Annotated in this window: 18 protein-coding genes, 4 tRNA genes and 1 pseudogene; 16 read left to right on the top strand and 7 right to left on the bottom strand. The window is 71.1% G+C overall.

The window, feature by feature from the left end:
- Positions 1–504, bottom strand: coding sequence for a methylated-DNA--[protein]-cysteine S-methyltransferase (locus tag ACWCXX_RS03975; RefSeq protein ID WP_451124019.1), 504 nt, complete (start codon positions 502–504; stop codon positions 1–3).
- A gap of 196 nt (positions 505–700) precedes the next feature.
- Complete coding sequence (locus ACWCXX_RS03980; protein ID WP_451124021.1) at positions 701–1,189, bottom strand: YajQ family cyclic di-GMP-binding protein; 489 nt, start codon at positions 1,187–1,189, stop codon at positions 701–703.
- Positions 1,190–1,567: 378 nt separating this feature from the next.
- Here ACWCXX_RS03980 and ACWCXX_RS03985 point away from each other — a divergent pair.
- A tRNA-Tyr gene (locus tag ACWCXX_RS03985) sits at positions 1,568–1,649 on the top strand.
- Between the two features lie 162 nt (positions 1,650–1,811).
- The gene (locus ACWCXX_RS03990; protein ID WP_451124023.1) at positions 1,812–2,261 is read left to right on the top strand and encodes a DUF523 domain-containing protein; all 450 of its coding nucleotides are present in this window, start codon (positions 1,812–1,814) and stop codon (positions 2,259–2,261) included.
- Positions 2,262–2,310: 49 nt separating this feature from the next.
- Here ACWCXX_RS03990 and ACWCXX_RS03995 read toward each other — a convergent pair whose 3' ends face one another.
- Together ACWCXX_RS03995 and ACWCXX_RS04000 are read right to left on the bottom strand one after the other, a co-directional pair.
- On the bottom strand, positions 2,311–2,967 hold the full coding sequence (locus ACWCXX_RS03995) for an SDR family oxidoreductase (RefSeq protein WP_451124025.1): 657 nt from the start codon (positions 2,965–2,967) through the stop codon (positions 2,311–2,313).
- Positions 2,968–3,001: 34 nt separating this feature from the next.
- Positions 3,002–4,270 carry an amidohydrolase family protein gene (locus tag ACWCXX_RS04000; protein ID WP_451124026.1) on the bottom strand — a complete coding sequence of 423 codons (1,269 nt, stop codon included), beginning with the start codon at positions 4,268–4,270 and terminating at the stop codon, positions 3,002–3,004.
- 328 nt (positions 4,271–4,598) lie between these two features.
- Here ACWCXX_RS04000 and ACWCXX_RS04005 point away from each other — a divergent pair.
- The 7 genes and pseudogenes from ACWCXX_RS04005 to ACWCXX_RS04035 all read left to right on the top strand — a co-directional run bounded on the left by ACWCXX_RS04005 (position 4,599) and on the right by ACWCXX_RS04035 (position 7,557).
- A tRNA-Thr gene (locus ACWCXX_RS04005) sits at positions 4,599–4,671 on the top strand.
- A gap of 47 nt (positions 4,672–4,718) precedes the next feature.
- Positions 4,719–4,791, top strand: a tRNA-Met gene (locus ACWCXX_RS04010).
- A gap of 89 nt (positions 4,792–4,880) precedes the next feature.
- Entirely contained in the window at positions 4,881–5,045 is a 165-nt protein-coding gene (gene rpmG / locus ACWCXX_RS04015) for a 50S ribosomal protein L33 (protein ID WP_003956487.1), read from the top strand.
- A 103-nt stretch (positions 5,046–5,148) separates the two neighbouring features.
- On the top strand, positions 5,149–5,601 hold the full coding sequence (locus tag ACWCXX_RS04020; protein WP_451124028.1) for an FAS1-like dehydratase domain-containing protein: 453 nt from the start codon (positions 5,149–5,151) through the stop codon (positions 5,599–5,601).
- Positions 5,601–6,029: a MaoC family dehydratase gene (locus ACWCXX_RS04025; RefSeq protein ID WP_451124030.1), complete on the top strand. Its 429-nt coding sequence runs from the start codon at positions 5,601–5,603 to the stop codon at positions 6,027–6,029. The genes ACWCXX_RS04020 and ACWCXX_RS04025 overlap by 1 nt, the downstream gene beginning before the upstream one ends.
- 129 nt (positions 6,030–6,158) lie before the next feature.
- Positions 6,159–6,365: pseudogene (locus ACWCXX_RS04030) on the top strand (MFS transporter); the annotation flags it as partial.
- Positions 6,366–6,501: 136 nt separating this feature from the next.
- Positions 6,502–7,557 (top strand): UDP-N-acetylmuramate dehydrogenase, encoded by a 1,056-nt coding sequence (locus ACWCXX_RS04035; RefSeq protein WP_451124032.1) that lies wholly within the window; start codon positions 6,502–6,504, stop codon positions 7,555–7,557.
- Between the two features lie 76 nt (positions 7,558–7,633).
- Here the strand turns inward: ACWCXX_RS04035 and ACWCXX_RS04040 are convergent, their stop codons facing one another.
- Positions 7,634–8,269: an NAD(P)-dependent oxidoreductase gene (locus ACWCXX_RS04040; RefSeq protein WP_451124034.1), complete on the bottom strand. Its 636-nt coding sequence runs from the start codon at positions 8,267–8,269 to the stop codon at positions 7,634–7,636.
- An 87-nt stretch (positions 8,270–8,356) separates the two neighbouring features.
- Here ACWCXX_RS04040 and ACWCXX_RS04045 point away from each other — a divergent pair, with 87 nt between their 5' ends.
- Positions 8,357–8,962 carry a TetR/AcrR family transcriptional regulator gene (locus ACWCXX_RS04045; RefSeq protein ID WP_451124036.1) on the top strand — a complete coding sequence of 202 codons (606 nt, stop codon included), beginning with the start codon at positions 8,357–8,359 and terminating at the stop codon, positions 8,960–8,962.
- 31 nt (positions 8,963–8,993) lie between these two features.
- Here the strand turns inward: ACWCXX_RS04045 and ACWCXX_RS04050 are convergent, their stop codons facing one another.
- Positions 8,994–10,016 carry an adenosine deaminase gene (locus ACWCXX_RS04050; RefSeq protein ID WP_451124038.1) on the bottom strand — a complete coding sequence of 341 codons (1,023 nt, stop codon included), beginning with the start codon at positions 10,014–10,016 and terminating at the stop codon, positions 8,994–8,996.
- A 122-nt stretch (positions 10,017–10,138) separates the two neighbouring features.
- Positions 10,139–11,365 (bottom strand): pyridoxal phosphate-dependent aminotransferase, encoded by a 1,227-nt coding sequence (locus ACWCXX_RS04055; protein ID WP_451124040.1) that lies wholly within the window; start codon positions 11,363–11,365, stop codon positions 10,139–10,141.
- Positions 11,366–11,590: 225 nt separating this feature from the next.
- Between ACWCXX_RS04055 and ACWCXX_RS04060 the strand changes: the two genes are divergently transcribed.
- The 6 genes from ACWCXX_RS04060 (at position 11,591) to ACWCXX_RS04085 (ending at position 15,445) form a co-directional block, all read left to right on the top strand.
- Positions 11,591–11,663: transfer RNA gene (locus ACWCXX_RS04060), tRNA-Trp, on the top strand.
- Between the two features lie 106 nt (positions 11,664–11,769).
- Complete coding sequence (gene secE, locus ACWCXX_RS04065) at positions 11,770–12,057, top strand: preprotein translocase subunit SecE (RefSeq protein WP_451124042.1); 288 nt, start codon at positions 11,770–11,772, stop codon at positions 12,055–12,057.
- A gap of 74 nt (positions 12,058–12,131) precedes the next feature.
- Complete coding sequence (gene nusG / locus ACWCXX_RS04070; protein ID WP_451124044.1) at positions 12,132–12,953, top strand: transcription termination/antitermination protein NusG; 822 nt, start codon at positions 12,132–12,134, stop codon at positions 12,951–12,953.
- A gap of 178 nt (positions 12,954–13,131) precedes the next feature.
- Positions 13,132–13,566, top strand: coding sequence for a 50S ribosomal protein L11 (rplK, locus tag ACWCXX_RS04075; protein ID WP_006126872.1), 435 nt, complete (start codon positions 13,132–13,134; stop codon positions 13,564–13,566).
- An 81-nt stretch (positions 13,567–13,647) separates the two neighbouring features.
- Positions 13,648–14,370, top strand: a complete 723-nt coding sequence (gene rplA, locus ACWCXX_RS04080) for a 50S ribosomal protein L1 (RefSeq protein WP_148838688.1) — start codon at positions 13,648–13,650, stop codon at positions 14,368–14,370.
- A 163-nt stretch (positions 14,371–14,533) separates the two neighbouring features.
- Positions 14,534–15,445: a hypothetical protein gene (locus tag ACWCXX_RS04085; protein ID WP_451124046.1), complete on the top strand. Its 912-nt coding sequence runs from the start codon at positions 14,534–14,536 to the stop codon at positions 15,443–15,445.
- Positions 15,446–15,559: the final 114 nt, after the last annotated feature.

Consider the following 15,559-nt stretch of genomic DNA (forward strand, 5'->3'; position numbering starts at 1 on the left):
TCAGCGCGCCGCCAGGGCGCCTTCCAGCCCCAGGAGCCGCTCCTTGCGCTCCACACCCGCCGCGTAGCCCCGCAGCGCCCCGTCGGCCCCGATCACCCGGTGGCAGGGCCGGACCACCAGCAGCGGATTGCGCCCGATCGCCGTCCCCACGGCCCGGACACCCGCCCCGGACGCACCGACCCGCTCGGCGATCTGCCCGTACGACACCGTCTCCCCGTACGGGACGGTGTCCAGCGCGGCCCATACCCGGCGCTGGAAGTCGGTGCCCGCGCCGTCCGCGTACACGATGTCGAAGCGGGTCAGCCGCCCCTCGAAGTACGCGCGCAGCTGCGCGGCGATGCGGGCGAAGCCGTCCGGCGCGTGGATCCAGCCGTCCCGGACGACCGCCGCGCCCTTCTGGCCGGGCAGCGAGAGCGAGGCGAGCGCGATCCCGCCGTCCGCGGTCTGGTCGCCGGCCAGCAGCAGTTCGCCCAGCGGGCTGTCGACCGTCGCGTACATGGTCATGGCTCGTCCCTCTCCTCGCCCTTCGGGCCGGAGCCCGGCCCGGTCGCCGTTCGACCGGGCCGCTCTCCGGCACCCACCAGTCTGTTTCCCCCGCCGCACCGGGACCGGCGGTATTCGGACATCGCGCCCGGCATCCGGAAGGGGCGGGTGGAGCCGCGGACGGCTCCACCCCCGAGCGCCGGCGCGGACCGGCGGACTAGCGGTAGTTGACGAACTGGATCGCGAAGTCGAGGTCCTTGCCCTTCAGCAGCGCCTGCACGGCCTGCAGGTCGTCCCGGCTCTTCGAGGTGACCCGCAGCTCGTCGCCCTGGACCTGCGCCTTGACGCCCTTCGGGCCCTCGTCGCGGATGATCTTCGCGACCTTCTTGGCGTTCTCCTGCGAGATGCCCTCCTCGATCGTGGCGAAGATCTTGTACTCCTTGCCGGACAGCTGCGGCTCGCCCGCGTCCAGCGACTTCAGGGAGATCCCGCGCTTGATCAGCTTGGACTGGAAGATGTCGAGGATCGCCTTGACCCGCTCCTCGCCGTTCGCCTGCATCAGGATCTTCTCGCCGGACCAGGAGATCGAGGCGTCGGCGCCCTTGAAGTCGTAGCGCTGCGAGATCTCCTTGGCGGCCTGGTTGAGGGCGTTGTCGACCTCCTGCCGCTCGACCTTCGAGACGATGTCGAAACTGGAGTCGGCCATGACGTGTGGCTCCTTGTATCGGGGGTGCTGGAAACGGGGTGCATGAACGGGCGGCGGCGGGCCTGTCCGCCCCGCCCCGCCGATCAAAGCCTAAGGGCTGCCCCGCAATCCCCGGCGGGCGCACGACGACAGCCCCGGCGCCTCGCCGCACTGCCGGAACGCCCCCATACATCCAGTATGTGAATGTCCCTCCGCCCTGCGATGCGTCGCGTCCCGCGCCGCGCGCCGATCCACCGGGGATCACGGGGCAGCCTTCGGCCCCCCGCGCCCGATCGGACCGCTGATCAATCCGGTGGCGTAGCACCCCCGGGCATCAGGTATCGTTTACGTCGTTGCCACGGAGCGCCGCGAAAAATGGCTCTCAAGGCAGCAAATCCCGGCGGTGTGCCCGAGTGGCCAAAGGGAGCAGACTGTAAATCTGCCGGCTTCGCCTTCCCAGGTTCGAATCCTGGCGCCGCCACAGAACAAGGCCCCTGTCCCAGGACAGGGGCCTTCTTCGTTTCCCCGGGAATCCCCCCGCCAGTCCCGTGCGGGTCTTTCGCGAGCCCCTGCGAGACTTCCGCGAGTCCCCCGCGAAGGGGGCGGACCGACGAAGGACGGGGCCATGGAAAAGGATGGGGTCATGGAACCCGTACTGGTCAGCGCCTGCCTGCGTGGCGTGCCCTGTCGTTACGACGGCCGGGGCAGGGCGTCCGGAGCGGTGGCCGAGGCGCTCGCCGGGCGCCGCCCCGTCGCCTTCTGCCCCGAGGTCGCCGCCGGACTGTCCACCCCGCGCCGCCCCGCGGAGATCGTCGGCGGCGACGGCCACGACGTGCTCGACGGCCGCGCCCGCGTCGTCGACGACACCGGACACGACGTGACCGCGCAGTTCGTGGACGGCGCCGAACGCGCCCTGGAGGCCGCGCGCCGGGCCGGCTGCACGGAGGCGCTGCTGATGCCCCGCAGTCCTTCCTGCGGGTGCGGAACGGTCTACGACGGCACGTTCACGGGCGCGCTCCGCGAGGGCGACGGCGTCACCGTCGCCCTGCTGGAACGCCACGGCATCACGGTCCGCCCGGCGCCGGGCGACTGAACCGGGACGCGGGCCGCGACCCTCCCGGCCGGTCTCCCGGGCCCCGGGGTCAGTTCCCCGCGATGTCCTTCACCGCGACCGACACCGGCACGCTCCCCGAGACGAGCTCCAGCGTCAGCCCCGCCGTCGCCGGGGTGTCCAGCAGCTCCAGCAGCGCCACCGCCACATCGTCGCGCGGCACCGGACCGCGGCCGGCCGAGGCGGCCAGCCGGACCATCCCCGTGCCCGCGTCGTTCGTCAGCATGCCGGGGCGCAGGATCGTCCAGTCGAGCGCCTCCCTGGAGCGCACGTACGCGTCCGCGGCGCCCTTCGCCCGCAGATACACGTCGAAGACCTCGTCGCCCGGACGGTCGGGGTCGGCGCCCATCGACGAGACCACGACGAAGCGCCGTACGCCCGCCCGTTCCGCAGCGTCCGCGAACAGCACCGCCGCCCCGCGGTCCACCGTCCCCTTGCGTTCCGCGCCGCTGTCCGGGCCCGCGCCGGCCGCGAAGACCGCCGCGTCGGCGCCGCGCAGCACCTGTGCCACCTCCTCCACGGAGGCCGATTCGAGATCCAGCACGACCGGCTCGGCACCCGCCGCCCGCAGGTCCTCGCCCTGCCCCGGACTGCGGATGACGCCCACGGCCTCGTCCCCGCGCGCGGCGAGCAACCGTTCCAGCCGCAGCGCGATCCGACCATGTCCACCTGCGATGACAATGCGCATGTTCCCGACCGTACGCCGCGGCGGCCGAGCGTGCTCAGGGGCCGCCGCAGGGACCGGGACCGGACCTTCCCTGGCGGGGCAGGTCGAGGGCGACGACGGCCTCCGAGTCGCAGTACTCGCGCACCGCGCTCGTCCGCGCCACCACCCGGCCGCGGTGCACCACGATCCGGCTGTAGGCGAGCGAGAGCGCGCCGGAGAGCTCCTCGCCGCGCACGGCGAGCAGCTCGGCCGGGAAACCCGCCTCGACCCTGACCTCGGGCAGCCCCATCGCCTTCCGGGCGACCGCGGACACCGCCCCGTACGCCTCGCCCGCCCGCAGCCCGTGCTGCGAGGCCAGCAGGTAGGCGGCCTCCAGCGGGTCGCCGCGCCCCACGGGGTTCGCGACGTCGCGCAGCGCCCCGCTGCCCGCCGCGACCCGCACCCCGGCCGCGCGCAGCAGCCGCACCGGCGCGCTGCCCGGCCCCTCCACCCCGCAACAGCCGCCCTGCGGGAGGCAGACCACCGTCACACCGGCCGCGGCCAGCTGGTCGGCGACCCGGGCCGCGACGTGTGGGGGAAGCCGGGAGAGGCCCGCGCACGGGCCGATGGAGACGCCGGGCCGCAGCCCGCCGGCCATGGCGGCGAACCGGCCGAGCCGGGCGGGGTCGTCGCCGTCCGTGTGCAGGTCGACGGGGCAGCCCCGCTCGGCGGCGATCTCCAGGACGGCCTCCGTGTACCCGGCGGGGTCGGGATCGAGGTCGGGGCAGCCGCCGACCGCCCCGGCCCCCATCTTCACCGCGTCGCGCAGCAGGGCCAGGTTGTCGGCGCCCGCGACGCCGGTGAGCAGCCGGGGCACGGCGACCGGGGTCAGATCGGCGAGCCCGCGCAGCGAACGGCGCGCCTGGAGGACGGCGTCGAAGGAGGTGAGGCCCCGGACGTCCCCGATCCGTACGTGCGAGCGCAGCGCGGTGGCGCCGTGGCCGAGCTGGAGCAGGGCGGCCTCGGTGGCGCGGCGCCGGATGTCCTCCGCGCGGTGCGAGACCGGTCCGGGGGCGTCGGGGCCCGCCCCGGCGGCGGTGAGCGCCGTGTCGCTGTGGGCGTGGGGCTCGGCGGGGGCGGGGAGCAGCAGATAGCCGCGCAGATCCAGACGAGGACCGGGCGCGGTCAGGCTGCCCGCCGTGCCGACGGCCTCGATGCGGCTGCCGCCGAGCCGTACGTCCACGACGCGGCCGTCGACGAGACGGGCCCCGCAGAGCACCAGGGCGCCGCTCTCGGCAGCGTCGGCGGGGTGGTCGTCCGGCTGCCACGGCTGGCTGTCGGCCATCGCACTCCTGAGAAATATGGGGACAAGATCACGCAGAGTGAGTCGAGCCTAGGGGCGTGTTCGGTCCGGTTCGAGGAGGAGCGAAATAGTCGTACCGGTGTGGCCACAGGGGTGCGTGGGGAGTGGGCGCACGGTTGGGGCGGTCGTGATCCGAGGGGATGCGGAGGCGCTGTTCACGGGGCTGCCGGGCCGATGCGGGAGCGGGTCGGCCGCAGGCCCGAAAAGGGATCGGCGGAGGGGGTGGCGGGGCGTCGATCAAGGGCTCCGGCCGGGGTTCCGAAACGGATTTGGGCGATCGGCGAAAGACCGTGTAATGTCTTCATCGCTCGCCCCAATAGCTCAGTCGGTAGAGCGTCTCCATGGTAAGGAGAAGGTCTGCGGTTCGATTCCGCATTGGGGCTCTGGTGATCGGGAATCCCCGCTTCGGCGGGGGGACCTGTTTCATCAAAGCGGTGTAGCTCAGTCGGTAGAGCAAGCGGCTCATAATCGCTGTGTCACCGGTTCAAGTCCGGTCACCGCTACTTACGGTAGCCGATTGTGGGGTCGGTCCTTCGATCGGCTACTCTTCTTTGCGTTCATCCGTCCATCCGTCCGTCCAAGGAGCACTCACGTGGCTGCCACCGACGTCCGCCCGAAGATCACGCTGGCCTGCGTGGAGTGCAAGGAGCGGAACTACATCACCAAGAAGAACCGGCGCAACAACCCGGACCGTCTTGAGATGAAGAAGCACTGCCCGCGCTGCAACTCGCACACCGCGCACCGCGAAACGCGCTGAATCAGGCTCGTACACGAGGCCGTCCCCGATGGGGGCGGCCTCGTGTCGTTGTATGAAGGCTGCACTTCGGCCTGTTCATCTTTCATCAGGAGGTAGCGAGCTCATGGCGCTCGACCAGTCCTTCGTCGGGCGGACCTATCCGCCCACCCCGCCCTACGAGGTCGGCCGGGAGAAGATCCGCGAGTTCGCCGAGGCGGTGGGCGACCCGAATCCGGCGTACGTCGACCCCGAGGCCGCCAAGGCGCTCGGCCACAGCGATGTGATCGCGCCGCCGACGTTCGTCTTCTCCATCACCTTCAAGGCCGCCGGCCAGGTGATCCACGACCCGCAGCTGGGTCTGGACTACAGCCGTGTGGTGCACGGCGACCAGAAGTTCGCCTATGTGCGCCCCGTGCGGGCGGGGGACCGGCTGACGGTCACCTCGACGATCGAGGCCATCAAGTCCATGGCGGGCAACGACATCCTGGACGTCCGCGGCGAGGTCCACGACGAGTCCGGCGAGCACGTCGTGACCGCGTGGACGAAGCTGGTGGCGCGTGCCGCCGAGGAGGCGTGATGACGGCGAAGGTCGCATACGAGTCGGTCGAGGTCGGTACGGAGCTGCCCGCGCAGTCCTTCCCGGTGACCCGGGCGACGCTGGTGCAGTACGCGGGTGCCTCCGGTGACTTCAACCCGATCCACTGGAACGAGAAGTTCGCCCGCGAGGTCGGCCTGCCGGACGTGATCGCGCACGGCATGTTCACCATGGCCGAGGCGATCCGGGTGGTCACGGACTGGACCGGCGACCCGGGCGCGGTCGTCGAGTACGGGGTGCGGTTCACCAAGCCGGTCGTCGTGCCGAACGACGAGACCGGCGCGCTGATCGAGGTCGGCGCCAAGGTGGGTGCCCTGCTGGGCGACAAGCAGGTGCGGGTGGACCTGACGGTGACGAGCGAGGACAAGAAGGTGCTGGGCATGTCCCGCGCCGTGGTGCGGCTCGCCTGACACCGGGCCGTTCGAGGCGTGAGGGGCACTGTCCGCGGGCGGTGCCCCTCACGCGTGCGCCCGGGACTCCGCCCGGGATTCGTCCCAGAGAAGCTGGTGATCAACGACTGATCCCCCGGGGGATCAGCGAACCAGCACGCAGCGGGCCGCTCGGGAGCGGTCTGGACCCTCGTCGTCACCGGCGCCGCCGGATTCATGGCGGCCCCGGACGACCTGGTCGTCACCACGGCGCTGCCCGCCATCCGCAAGAGCCTCGGCGGCGAACCGGCGGAACTCGAATGGGCGGTGAACGCCTGCACCCTCACCTCTGCCGTCCTGCTGATGCCGGGCCGGGCCGGCGCCCCGGCCCCGGCGACGGAGAGGGCCGGGTGCGCGAGTCCGTCGCCGCCCGAGCCGTTGCCCGGCACCGCCACGCACGTACGGTCCGCGGCCCCGCCCGAGCGGCGGGGGCGCGGACCGTACTCTTGTCCCCGTGCAGGAACTCCATGACGCCCCCCTCGCCCCCCTGACCACCTTCCGGCTCGGCGGCCCGGCCACCCGCCTGATCACGGCGACCACCGACGCCGAGGTGATCGAAGCCGTGCGCGAGGCCGACGACAACGGCACCCCGCTCCTGATCATCGGCGGCGGCAGCAACCTGGTCATCGGGGACAAGGGCTTCGACGGCACCGCCCTGCGCATCGCGACCAAGGGCTTCGCCCTGGACGGCACGACCCTGGAACTGGCCGCGGGCGAGGTCTGGACCGACGCCGTGGCCCGCACCGTCGAGGCCGGTCTCGCGGGCATCGAGTGCCTGGCCGGCATCCCCGGTTCGGCCGGCGCCACACCGATCCAGAACGTCGGCGCCTACGGGCAGGAGGTCTCCTCCACCATCACGGAGGTCGTCGCCTACGACCGCCGCACCGGCGAAACGGTCACCCTCCCGAACGCCGACTGCGCGTTCTCGTACCGGCACAGCCGCTTCAAGGCCGAACCCGACCGCTTCGTGGTGCTGCGGGTCCGCTTCGGGCTGGAGGACGCCGGCGGGCTGTCCGCGCCGCTGCGGTACCCCGAGACGGCCCGCGCCATGGGCGTCGAACAGGGCGACCGGGTGCCCGCCGAGGCCGCCCGGACGACGGTGCTCGGGCTCCGCGCCGGCAAGGGCATGGTGCTGGACCCCGAGGACCACGACACCTGGTCGGCCGGCTCCTTCTTCACCAACCCGATCCTGGAACGGGCGGAGTACGAGGCGTTCCTCGCCCGCGTCGAGGACCGCCTCGGCCCCGGCGTGACGCCCCCCGCCTTCCCCGCGGACGGGGAACGCGTCAAGACCTCCGCGGCCTGGCTCATCGACCGGGCCGGTTTCACCAAGGGGTACGGCACGGGCCCGGCCCGCATCTCCACCAAGCACACCCTCGCCCTCACCAACCGCGGCGAGGCGACCACCGAGGACCTCCTCGCGCTCGCCCGCGAGGTCGTCGCCGGGGTCCGCGAGGCGTTCGGCGTCACGCTCGTCAACGAGCCCGTGACGGTCGGCGTGAGCCTGTAGCGGCCCCGCCCACGGGCCCGGATCCTCCCGACCGTCGCGACACCCGGCAGCCGGGCCGACGTGCCGCCGCGGCGGCTCAGTACGCCACCCCCACGCCCTGCCTCACCGCCGCCGGGTCGTCGATCAGCGCCAGCATCGCGTGCGCCACGTCGGCCCGGGAGATCGTCCGGCCGCTGCGCGGGGCGCCGCCGACGACCGTGCGGTACTTCCCGGTCAGCGGTCCGTCGGTCAGCTTCGGCGGCCGTACCGACGTCCAGTCCGTCGCGCTGCGCGCCAGCGCGGCCTCCATCCGGGCCAGATCCGCGTAGACCTCCTTCAGGACCGCCCCGATCCCCTTGCGGACCAGCCGGTCCAGCAGCGGGTCGTCGGCCGCCCGGGGACCGACCGGGGCCGCGCTGACCACCAGCAGCCGCCGTGTCCCCGCCGCCTCCATCGCCGCCAGCACCGAGCCGGTGAGCCGCTCGGCGACCCCGTCCGCCCTCCGGGTGCGCGAGCCGAGGGCGGAGAGCACCGCGTCCCGGCCCGCGACCGCCTCGCGCAGCACCTCCGGATCGTCCAGGCGCTCCACCGTGCACACCCGGACGTCGGAGAGCGGTACGGGCAGCCGCGCCGGATCACGGACCACCGCCGTCACCTCGTGCCCCGCCGCCACCGCCTGGCGCACGGCCTCCCGCCCCACGCCGCCCGTCGCGCCGAACACCGTGATCCTCATTGCGCACCTTCCCGAGGTGGGTAAGTATTCACTTACCCATAGGGTGAGTGGATACTCACTACCTCGTCAAGCCTTGTGGGAGTGCACATGGAGCAGAAGCCGGCCCGCGTCCGGATCGTCGACGCCGCCCACCAGCTGATGCTCACCATCGGTCTGGCCCGCGCCACGACCAAGGAGATCGCCCGCGCGGCCGGCTGCTCGGAGGCCGCGCTATACAAGCACTTCGCGAGCAAGGAAGAGCTGTTCGTGACCGTGCTCAGGGAACGGCTGCCCAAGCTCGACACGCTGCTGAAGCAGCTCCTCGTCTCCCCCGGGGCGGGGGAGCGGACCGTCGAGGAGAACCTCACCGAGATCGCCCGCCGGGCCGCCCTCTTCTACGAGCAGAGCTTCCCGATCGCCGCTTCGCTGTACGCCGACCCCAGGCTCAAGGAGCGCCACCACGAGGCGATGCGGGAGCTCGGCACCGGCCCGCACATGCCCATCCGCGGCCTGGACGCCTATCTGCGCTCCGAGCAGGCCGCCGGACGGGTGCGGGCCGACGCGGACACCTACGCGGCCGCCTCGCTGCTGATGGGGGCCTGCGCACAGCGGGCGTTCGCCTACGAGGCCACGGCGGGCGGGGAGCCCCCGCAGCCCCTCGACGAATTCGCCGCGTCCCTGGCCCGGGTGCTGATGCGCGGCGTCGGGGCGTAGACCGGGACGACCGGCCCCGGTGGGCCGGGGCTCAGCCCGCGGGCCGGGCCAGCCAGCCGTCGATGTCCGCCAGGAGCTCCGTCCGTACCGCGGCCGGCGCGGCGGACCCGCGCACCGACTGCCGGGCCAGCTCCGCCAGCTCCTCGTCCGTGAACGCGTGGTGGTGCCGCACGAGGTCGTACTGCGCGGCCAGCCGGGAACCGAAGAGCAGCGGGTCGTCCGCGCCCAGCGCCATCGGCACCCCGGCCTCGAACAGAGTGCGCAGGGGGACGTCGGCGGGCTTGTCGTAGACGCCCAGCGCCACGTTCGACGACGGGCACACCTCGCAGGTCACCCCGCGCTCCGCCAGCCTGTGCAGCAGCCGCGGGTCCTCGGCGGCCCGCACGCCGTGCCCGATCCGGGCCGCGTCGAGGTCGTCCAGGCAGTCCCGCACGCTGGAGGGGCCGGACAGCTCGCCGCCGTGCGGGGCCGCCAGCAGGCCGCCCTCGCGGGCGATGGCGAAGGCCCGGTCGAAGTCCCGGGCCATCCCGCGGCGCTCGTCGTTGGAGAGCCCGAACCCGACCACGCCCCGGTCGGCGTACCGCACCGCGAGCCGGGCGAGCGTCCTGGCGTCCAGCGGGTGCTTCATCCGGTTCGCCGCGATCACCACCCGGATCGGCAGCCCGGTCTCGCGCGACGCGGAGTCCACCGCGTCCAGGATGATCTCGATGGCCGGGATCAGCCCGCCGAGCAGCGGGGCGTACGAGGTGGGGTCGACCTGGATCTCCAGCCAGCGGGAGCCGTCCGCGACGTCCTCCTGGGCCGTCTCGCGCACCAGCCGTCGGATGTCGTCGGGTTCCCTCAGGCAGGAGCGGGCGATGTCGTAGAGCCGCTGGAAGCGGAACCAGCCGCGCTCGTCCGTGGCCCGCAGCCTGGGCGGTTCGCCACCGGTCAGCGCCTCCGGCAGGTGCACGCCGTACTTGTCGGCGAGTTCGAGCAGGGTGGTGGGCCGCATCGACCCGGTGAAATGCAAGTGCAGGTGGGCCTTGGGCAACAGCCGTACATCACGCTCCATCCCAGGATCTTGCCGCACGCGCGGGGTCCGGCGGTAGCCGCTTTGCCAATCCGGGGTGAAGGCGGAACAAACGAGCGGCCCCCGGCCGGGACCGGGGGCCGCCCGTGCGTGCTCGAAGGCGCCTACGCCCTGGCCTCGGCCAGCAGCTTCTGGATCCGGGAGACGCCCTCGACGAGGTCGTCGTCGCCCAGGGCGTACGAGAGGCGCAGATAGCCCGGCGTGCCGAAGGCCTCGCCCGGGACGACCGCGACCTCGGCCTCGTCCAGGATCAGCGCGGCCAGCTCGACCGAGGTGGCCGGGCGCCTTCCGCGGATCTCCCGGCCGAGCAGCCCCTTCACCGACGGGTACGCGTAGAACGCGCCCTCGGGCTCCGGACACAGCACGCCGTCGATCTCGTTGAGCATCCGGACGATGGTCCGCCGACGCCGGTCGAAGGCGGTGCGCATCTCGGCGACCGCGTCCAGGTTCCCGGAGACGGCGGCCAGCGCGGCGACCTGGGCCACGTTGGAGACGTTGGACGTGGCGTGCGACTGGAGGTTGGTCGCGGCCTTGACGACGTCCTTCGGGCCGATGACCCAGCCCACCCGCCAGCCGGTCATCGCGTACGTCTTGGCGACGCCGTTGACCACGATGCACTTGTCGCGCAGCTCGGGCACGATCGCGGGCAGCGAGGTGAACTTCGCGTCGCCGTAGACCAGGTGCTCGTAGATCTCGTCGGTCAGCACCCACAGGCCGTGCTCGACGGCCCAGCGGCCGATCGCCTCGGCGTCGGCCTCGCTGTACACGGCGCCGGTCGGGTTGGACGGGGAGACGAAGAGGACGACCTTGGTCCGCTCCGTGCGCGCCGCCTCCAGCTGCTCCACCGAGACGCGGTAACCGGTCGTCTCGTCGGCCACGACCTCGACCGGGACGCCGCCCGCGAGGCGGATCGACTCGGGGTAGGTGGTCCAGTACGGGGCCGGGACGATGACCTCGTCGCCCGGGTCGAGGATCGCGGCGAACGCCTCGTAGATGGCCTGCTTGCCGCCGTTGGTCACCAGGATCTGGGAGGCGTCGACCTCGTAACCGGAGTCGCGCAGCGTCTTCTCCGCGATGGCGGCCTTGAGCTCCGGGAGCCCGCCCGCCGGGGTGTAGCGGTGGTATTTCGGGTTGCGGCAGGCCTCGACGGCGGCCTCGACGATGTAGTCGGGGGTCGGGAAGTCGGGCTCGCCGGCGCCGAAGCCGATCACCGGACGACCGGCGGCCTTGAGGGCCTTGGCCTTGGCGTCGACGGCGAGGGTGGCGGATTCGGAGATCGCACCGATGCGGGCGGAGACCCGGCGCTCGGAGGGGGAAGTTGCAGCGCTCATGGCCCCCATGGTCCCAGACCCCGATCCCCGGCGGCACACGGGTTTCAGGGACCGGACAGGACCCGGACAGCATGCGGACGGGCCCGGACCGGAAGCCGCCGCGAGCTATCTGTTCGACGCCGGGCCGCTGAACACGTACACTCACCTGTCGTTGGCCTTCACCAGCCACACCGTTCCTGCACTCGGGTCGTCCGGGGAGATGCGGTAGGTTGGTGGAAACCACAAAGGGTCGTAGCTCAATTGGTAGAGCACTGGTCTCCAAAACCAGCGGTTGGGGGTTCAAGTCCCTCCGGCCCTGCTACACACTCCTTCGCCAGGATGTGTGCGCATGTACGTACTTCAATGCACCGCCGTGCGGCTCCACCGGGCGCGGCACGGCCATGACCCGGAATCAGGTGAGAAGCGTGACGGACGCCGTGGGCTCCATCGACATGCCTGATGCCGAGAATGAAGTATCCGAGTCGAAGAAGAAGACCCGGAAGGGCGGAAAGCGCGGAAAGAAGGGCCCTCTGGGTCGCCTCGCGCTGTTCTACCGCCAGGTAATCGCCGAGCTGCGCAAGGTCGTCTGGCCGACCCGTAGTCAGCTGACGACATACACCACTGTGGTGATTGTTTTCGTTGTCGTCATGATCGGTCTGGTCACCGTGGTTGACTTCGGGTTCCAGCGGGTCATCAAGTACGTCTTCGGCTGATCCCGCGGAGGGCGCCTCACAAGGCGCCCCTTTCGCATGTTCCACCCATTTGTATCCAGGAAGAAGCAGCCACCGTGTCTGACCCGAACCTGAACGACGCCGTCGAGCCGACGGCGGGCGCCTTCGAGTCCGCCGAGGACGAGCTCGACACCGTCGAGGCGGCGGACGCCGAGGAGCCGGACCAGGCCGAAGCTGCCGACGCCGCCGCGGACGAGCCCGCCGAGGACGAGGCCGGGAACGACGAGGACGCCGCGGAGGAGGCCGAGCCGGCCGCCCCCGTCGACGCCGTCGCGGCCCTGCGCGAGGAGCTGCGCGGCCTTCCCGGCGAGTGGTACGTCATCCACACGTACGCCGGGTACGAGAAGCGCGTGAAGGCCAACCTGGAGCAGCGCGCCGTCTCGCTCAACGTCGAGGAGTTCATCTACCAGGCCGAAGTGCCCGAGGAAGAGATCGTCCAGATCAAGAACGGCGAGCGCAAGAACGTCCGCCAGAACAAGCTCCCGGGCTACGTCCTGGTGCGCATGGATCTGACGAACGAGTCCTGGGGCGTCGTCCGCAACACCCCCGGCGTCACCGGCTTCGTGGGCAACGCCTACGACCCCTACCCGCTGACCCTGGACGAGATCGTCAAGATGCTCGCCCCGGAGGCCGAGGAGAAGGCCGCCCGCGAGGCCGCCGAGGCCGAGGGCAAGCCGGCTCCGGCCCGCAAGGTCGAGGTCCAGGTGCTCGACTTCGAGGTCGGCGACTCGGTCACCGTCACCGACGGCCCGTTCGCGACGCTGCAGGCGACGATCAACGAGATCAACGCCGACTCGAAGAAGGTCAAGGGCCTCGTCGAGATCTTCGGCCGCGAGACGCCGGTCGAGCTCAGCTTCGACCAGATCCAGAAGAACTGACGCCACCGGCGACAGTTTCTGGGCCCATGCCTACCGAGCAGGTCAGACCGGCTGAGAAGCCCGTCTGACCTGCTCGGTTTTTGGACGCGCAGCCATACCCGTTATCGTTGTGCGGTATGCCTCCATCCGGATGACCGGGCGGTGGCGAAACACTCTCACTAGGACCCGGAGAGAGCACATGCCTCCCAAGAAGAAGAAGGTCACGGGGCTTATCAAGCTCCAGATCAACGCCGGCGCCGCCAACCCGGCTCCGCCGGTCGGCCCGGCGCTCGGCCAGCACGGCGTCAACATCATGGAGTTCTGCAAGGCCTACAACGCCGCGACCGAGTCGCAGCGTGGCATGGTCGTGCCGGTGGAGATCACGGTCTACGAGGACCGCTCCTTCACCTTCGTCACCAAGACGCCGCCGGCCGCCAAGCTGATCCTCAAGGCCGCGGGTGTGGAGAAGGGCTCCGGCGAGCCGCACAAGACCAAGGTCGCCAAGCTGACGGCTGCCCAGGTCCGCGAGATCGCCACGACGAAGCTCCCCGACCTGAACGCCAACGACCTCGACGCCGCGTCGAAGATCATCGCTGGCACCGCCCGTTCCATGGGCATCACGGTCGAAGGCTGAATCAGCCCCTCACGTCCTCAGTGGTAGGGCCAAGCGCTGGCCCGCACCACGACTCCACACTCTGAAACCACAGGAGTAGAAGTGAAGCGCAGCAAGAACCTCCGGGCTGCGGACGCCAAGGTCGACCGGGAGCGCCTCTACGCCCCGCTCGAGGCCGTCCGCCTCGCCAAGGAGACCGCGACCACGAAGTTCGACGGCACTGTCGAGGTCGCCTTCCGTCTGGGTGTCGACCCCCGCAAGGCCGACCAGATGGTCCGTGGCACCGTGAACCTCCCGCACGGCACCGGCAAGACCGCCCGGGTCCTGGTCTTCGCGACCGGTGACCGTGCTGCGGCCGCGGAAGCCGCGGGCGCCGACATCGTCGGCGCCGACGAGCTCATCGACGAGGTGGCGAAGGGCCGTCTGGACTTCGACGCCGTCGTCGCCACCCCGGACCTCATGGGCAAGGTCGGCCGCCTCGGCCGCGTGCTCGGTCCGCGTGGTCTGATGCCGAACCCGAAGACCGGCACCGTCACCCCCGACGTCGCCAAGGCCGTCACCGACATCAAGGGCGGCAAGATCGAGTTCCGCGTCGACAAGCACTCGAACCTGCACTTCATCATCGGCAAGGTCTCGTTCGACGACACCAAGCTGGTGGAGAACTACGCCGCGGCGCTGGAGGAAGTCCTCCGTCTGAAGCCGTCCGCCGCCAAGGGCCGCTACATCAAGAAGGCCGCCCTGACCACCACGATGGGCCCCGGCATCCCGCTGGACGCCAACCGCACCCGTAACCTCCTCGTCGAGGAGGACCCGGCCGCCGTCTGAGCCCCCGCGCTCGGCAGCACGCCGTGTCACGTGTGACATCGACGGGCCCCGCAACCTTTCGAGGTGCGGGGCCCGTCCTCGTATCCGTACGTACCGAGGGCGCTGTCGGACCCGTGCGTTAGCGTGAGCCCCCGACAGAGCCGAACGAGGGGTGGAAGCTGACATGAGGACCAGTACCGTACGACGCGTGTGCCTGTCGGTGGCGGTGGCGGCGGCGCTGACGTCGGTAGCGGCCTGCAACGACGGGACCGACAGCGACAAGAAGAGCGGCAAGGACCGCAGCAGCGGCGTGACGAAGGCCGACCCGATAGCCGCGCTGCGCGACGTCCAGAAGAAGACCGGCAAGCAGAGCTCGGCCAAGGTCGAGGGCACCACGCAGATGGGCACCACCATGTCCATGAAGCAGACCGGCACCATCGACTGGTCCGACGGCCTCACCGGCGCCATGGAGATCACGTACACCGGCGGCACCATGGCGGACGCCATCAAGCAGACCGGCGGTACCGGCGCGATGCAGGCCCGGTACTTCAAGGACGGCTACGCCGTGAACATGGGCGACGGCTTCGCCAAGCAGACCGGCGGCAAGCACTGGATCAACTACAGCTACGCCGACGTCGCCAAGATGGCGGGTGCCTCCGGCGAGGCGATGAAGCAGCAGATGGAGAACACCACCCCCGACCAGGGCGTGAAGTCCCTGCTGGCCTCCGGCGACGTGAAGAAGGTCGGCGAGGAGGACGTGCGCGGCGTTCCCACCACGCACTACTCGGGCACGGTCGACGTCGCCGAGCTGACCGCGAAGAACTCCGAGCTCGACGCCGACCAGCTCGCCCAGCTGAAGAAGCAGCTGAGCGACGCCGGCATCACCACGGAGCAGGTCGACATCTGGGTCGACAAGAACGACCTGCTGGTCAAGAAGACCGAGCGCGGCCAGATGAAGACCGGGGAGCTCAACTCCACGGTGTACTACAGCGACTACGGCACCGACGCCTCGGTCGAGCGGCCCGCGGCCTCCGACACGGTCGACTTCAAGGAGCTCCTGAAGCAGCAGCAGGGCGCCGCCACCGGCGTTTCCTGATCCTGCCGGACCACCCGCGGAGGGACGATTTGCTCGGCGCGGGCCCGGTCGCGTAACCTTCTGCAGAAGCCAAAGACCGCTGGTCGTTGCTGTGCCCTCGCGAGAGGGGATGGC

It is taken from the genome of Streptomyces sp. NPDC001732 (assembly GCF_053596315.1).

Excerpts from the sequence above, each read along its gene's own strand:
- ACWCXX_RS03975 (WP_451124019.1), bottom strand. The coding sequence starts at position 504 with ATGACCATGTACGCGACGGTCGACAGCCCGCTGGGCGAACTGCTGCTG.
- ACWCXX_RS03980 (WP_451124021.1), bottom strand. The coding sequence starts at position 1,189 with ATGGCCGACTCCAGTTTCGACATCGTCTCGAAGGTCGAGCGGCAGGAG.
- ACWCXX_RS03990 (WP_451124023.1), top strand. The coding sequence starts at position 1,812 with ATGGAACCCGTACTGGTCAGCGCCTGCCTGCGTGGCGTGCCCTGTCGT.
- ACWCXX_RS03995 (WP_451124025.1), bottom strand. The coding sequence starts at position 2,967 with ATGCGCATTGTCATCGCAGGTGGACATGGTCGGATCGCGCTGCGGCTG.
- ACWCXX_RS04000 (WP_451124026.1), bottom strand. The coding sequence starts at position 4,270 with ATGGCCGACAGCCAGCCGTGGCAGCCGGACGACCACCCCGCCGACGCT.
- ACWCXX_RS04020 (WP_451124028.1), top strand. The coding sequence starts at position 5,149 with ATGGCGCTCGACCAGTCCTTCGTCGGGCGGACCTATCCGCCCACCCCG.
- ACWCXX_RS04025 (WP_451124030.1), top strand. The coding sequence starts at position 5,601 with ATGACGGCGAAGGTCGCATACGAGTCGGTCGAGGTCGGTACGGAGCTG.
- ACWCXX_RS04040 (WP_451124034.1), bottom strand. The coding sequence starts at position 8,269 with ATGAGGATCACGGTGTTCGGCGCGACGGGCGGCGTGGGGCGGGAGGCC.
- ACWCXX_RS04045 (WP_451124036.1), top strand. The coding sequence starts at position 8,357 with ATGGAGCAGAAGCCGGCCCGCGTCCGGATCGTCGACGCCGCCCACCAG.
- ACWCXX_RS04050 (WP_451124038.1), bottom strand. The coding sequence starts at position 10,016 with ATGGAGCGTGATGTACGGCTGTTGCCCAAGGCCCACCTGCACTTGCAT.
- ACWCXX_RS04055 (WP_451124040.1), bottom strand. The coding sequence starts at position 11,365 with ATGAGCGCTGCAACTTCCCCCTCCGAGCGCCGGGTCTCCGCCCGCATC.
- rplK (WP_006126872.1), top strand. The coding sequence starts at position 13,132 with ATGCCTCCCAAGAAGAAGAAGGTCACGGGGCTTATCAAGCTCCAGATC.
- ACWCXX_RS04085 (WP_451124046.1), top strand. The coding sequence starts at position 14,534 with ATGAGGACCAGTACCGTACGACGCGTGTGCCTGTCGGTGGCGGTGGCG.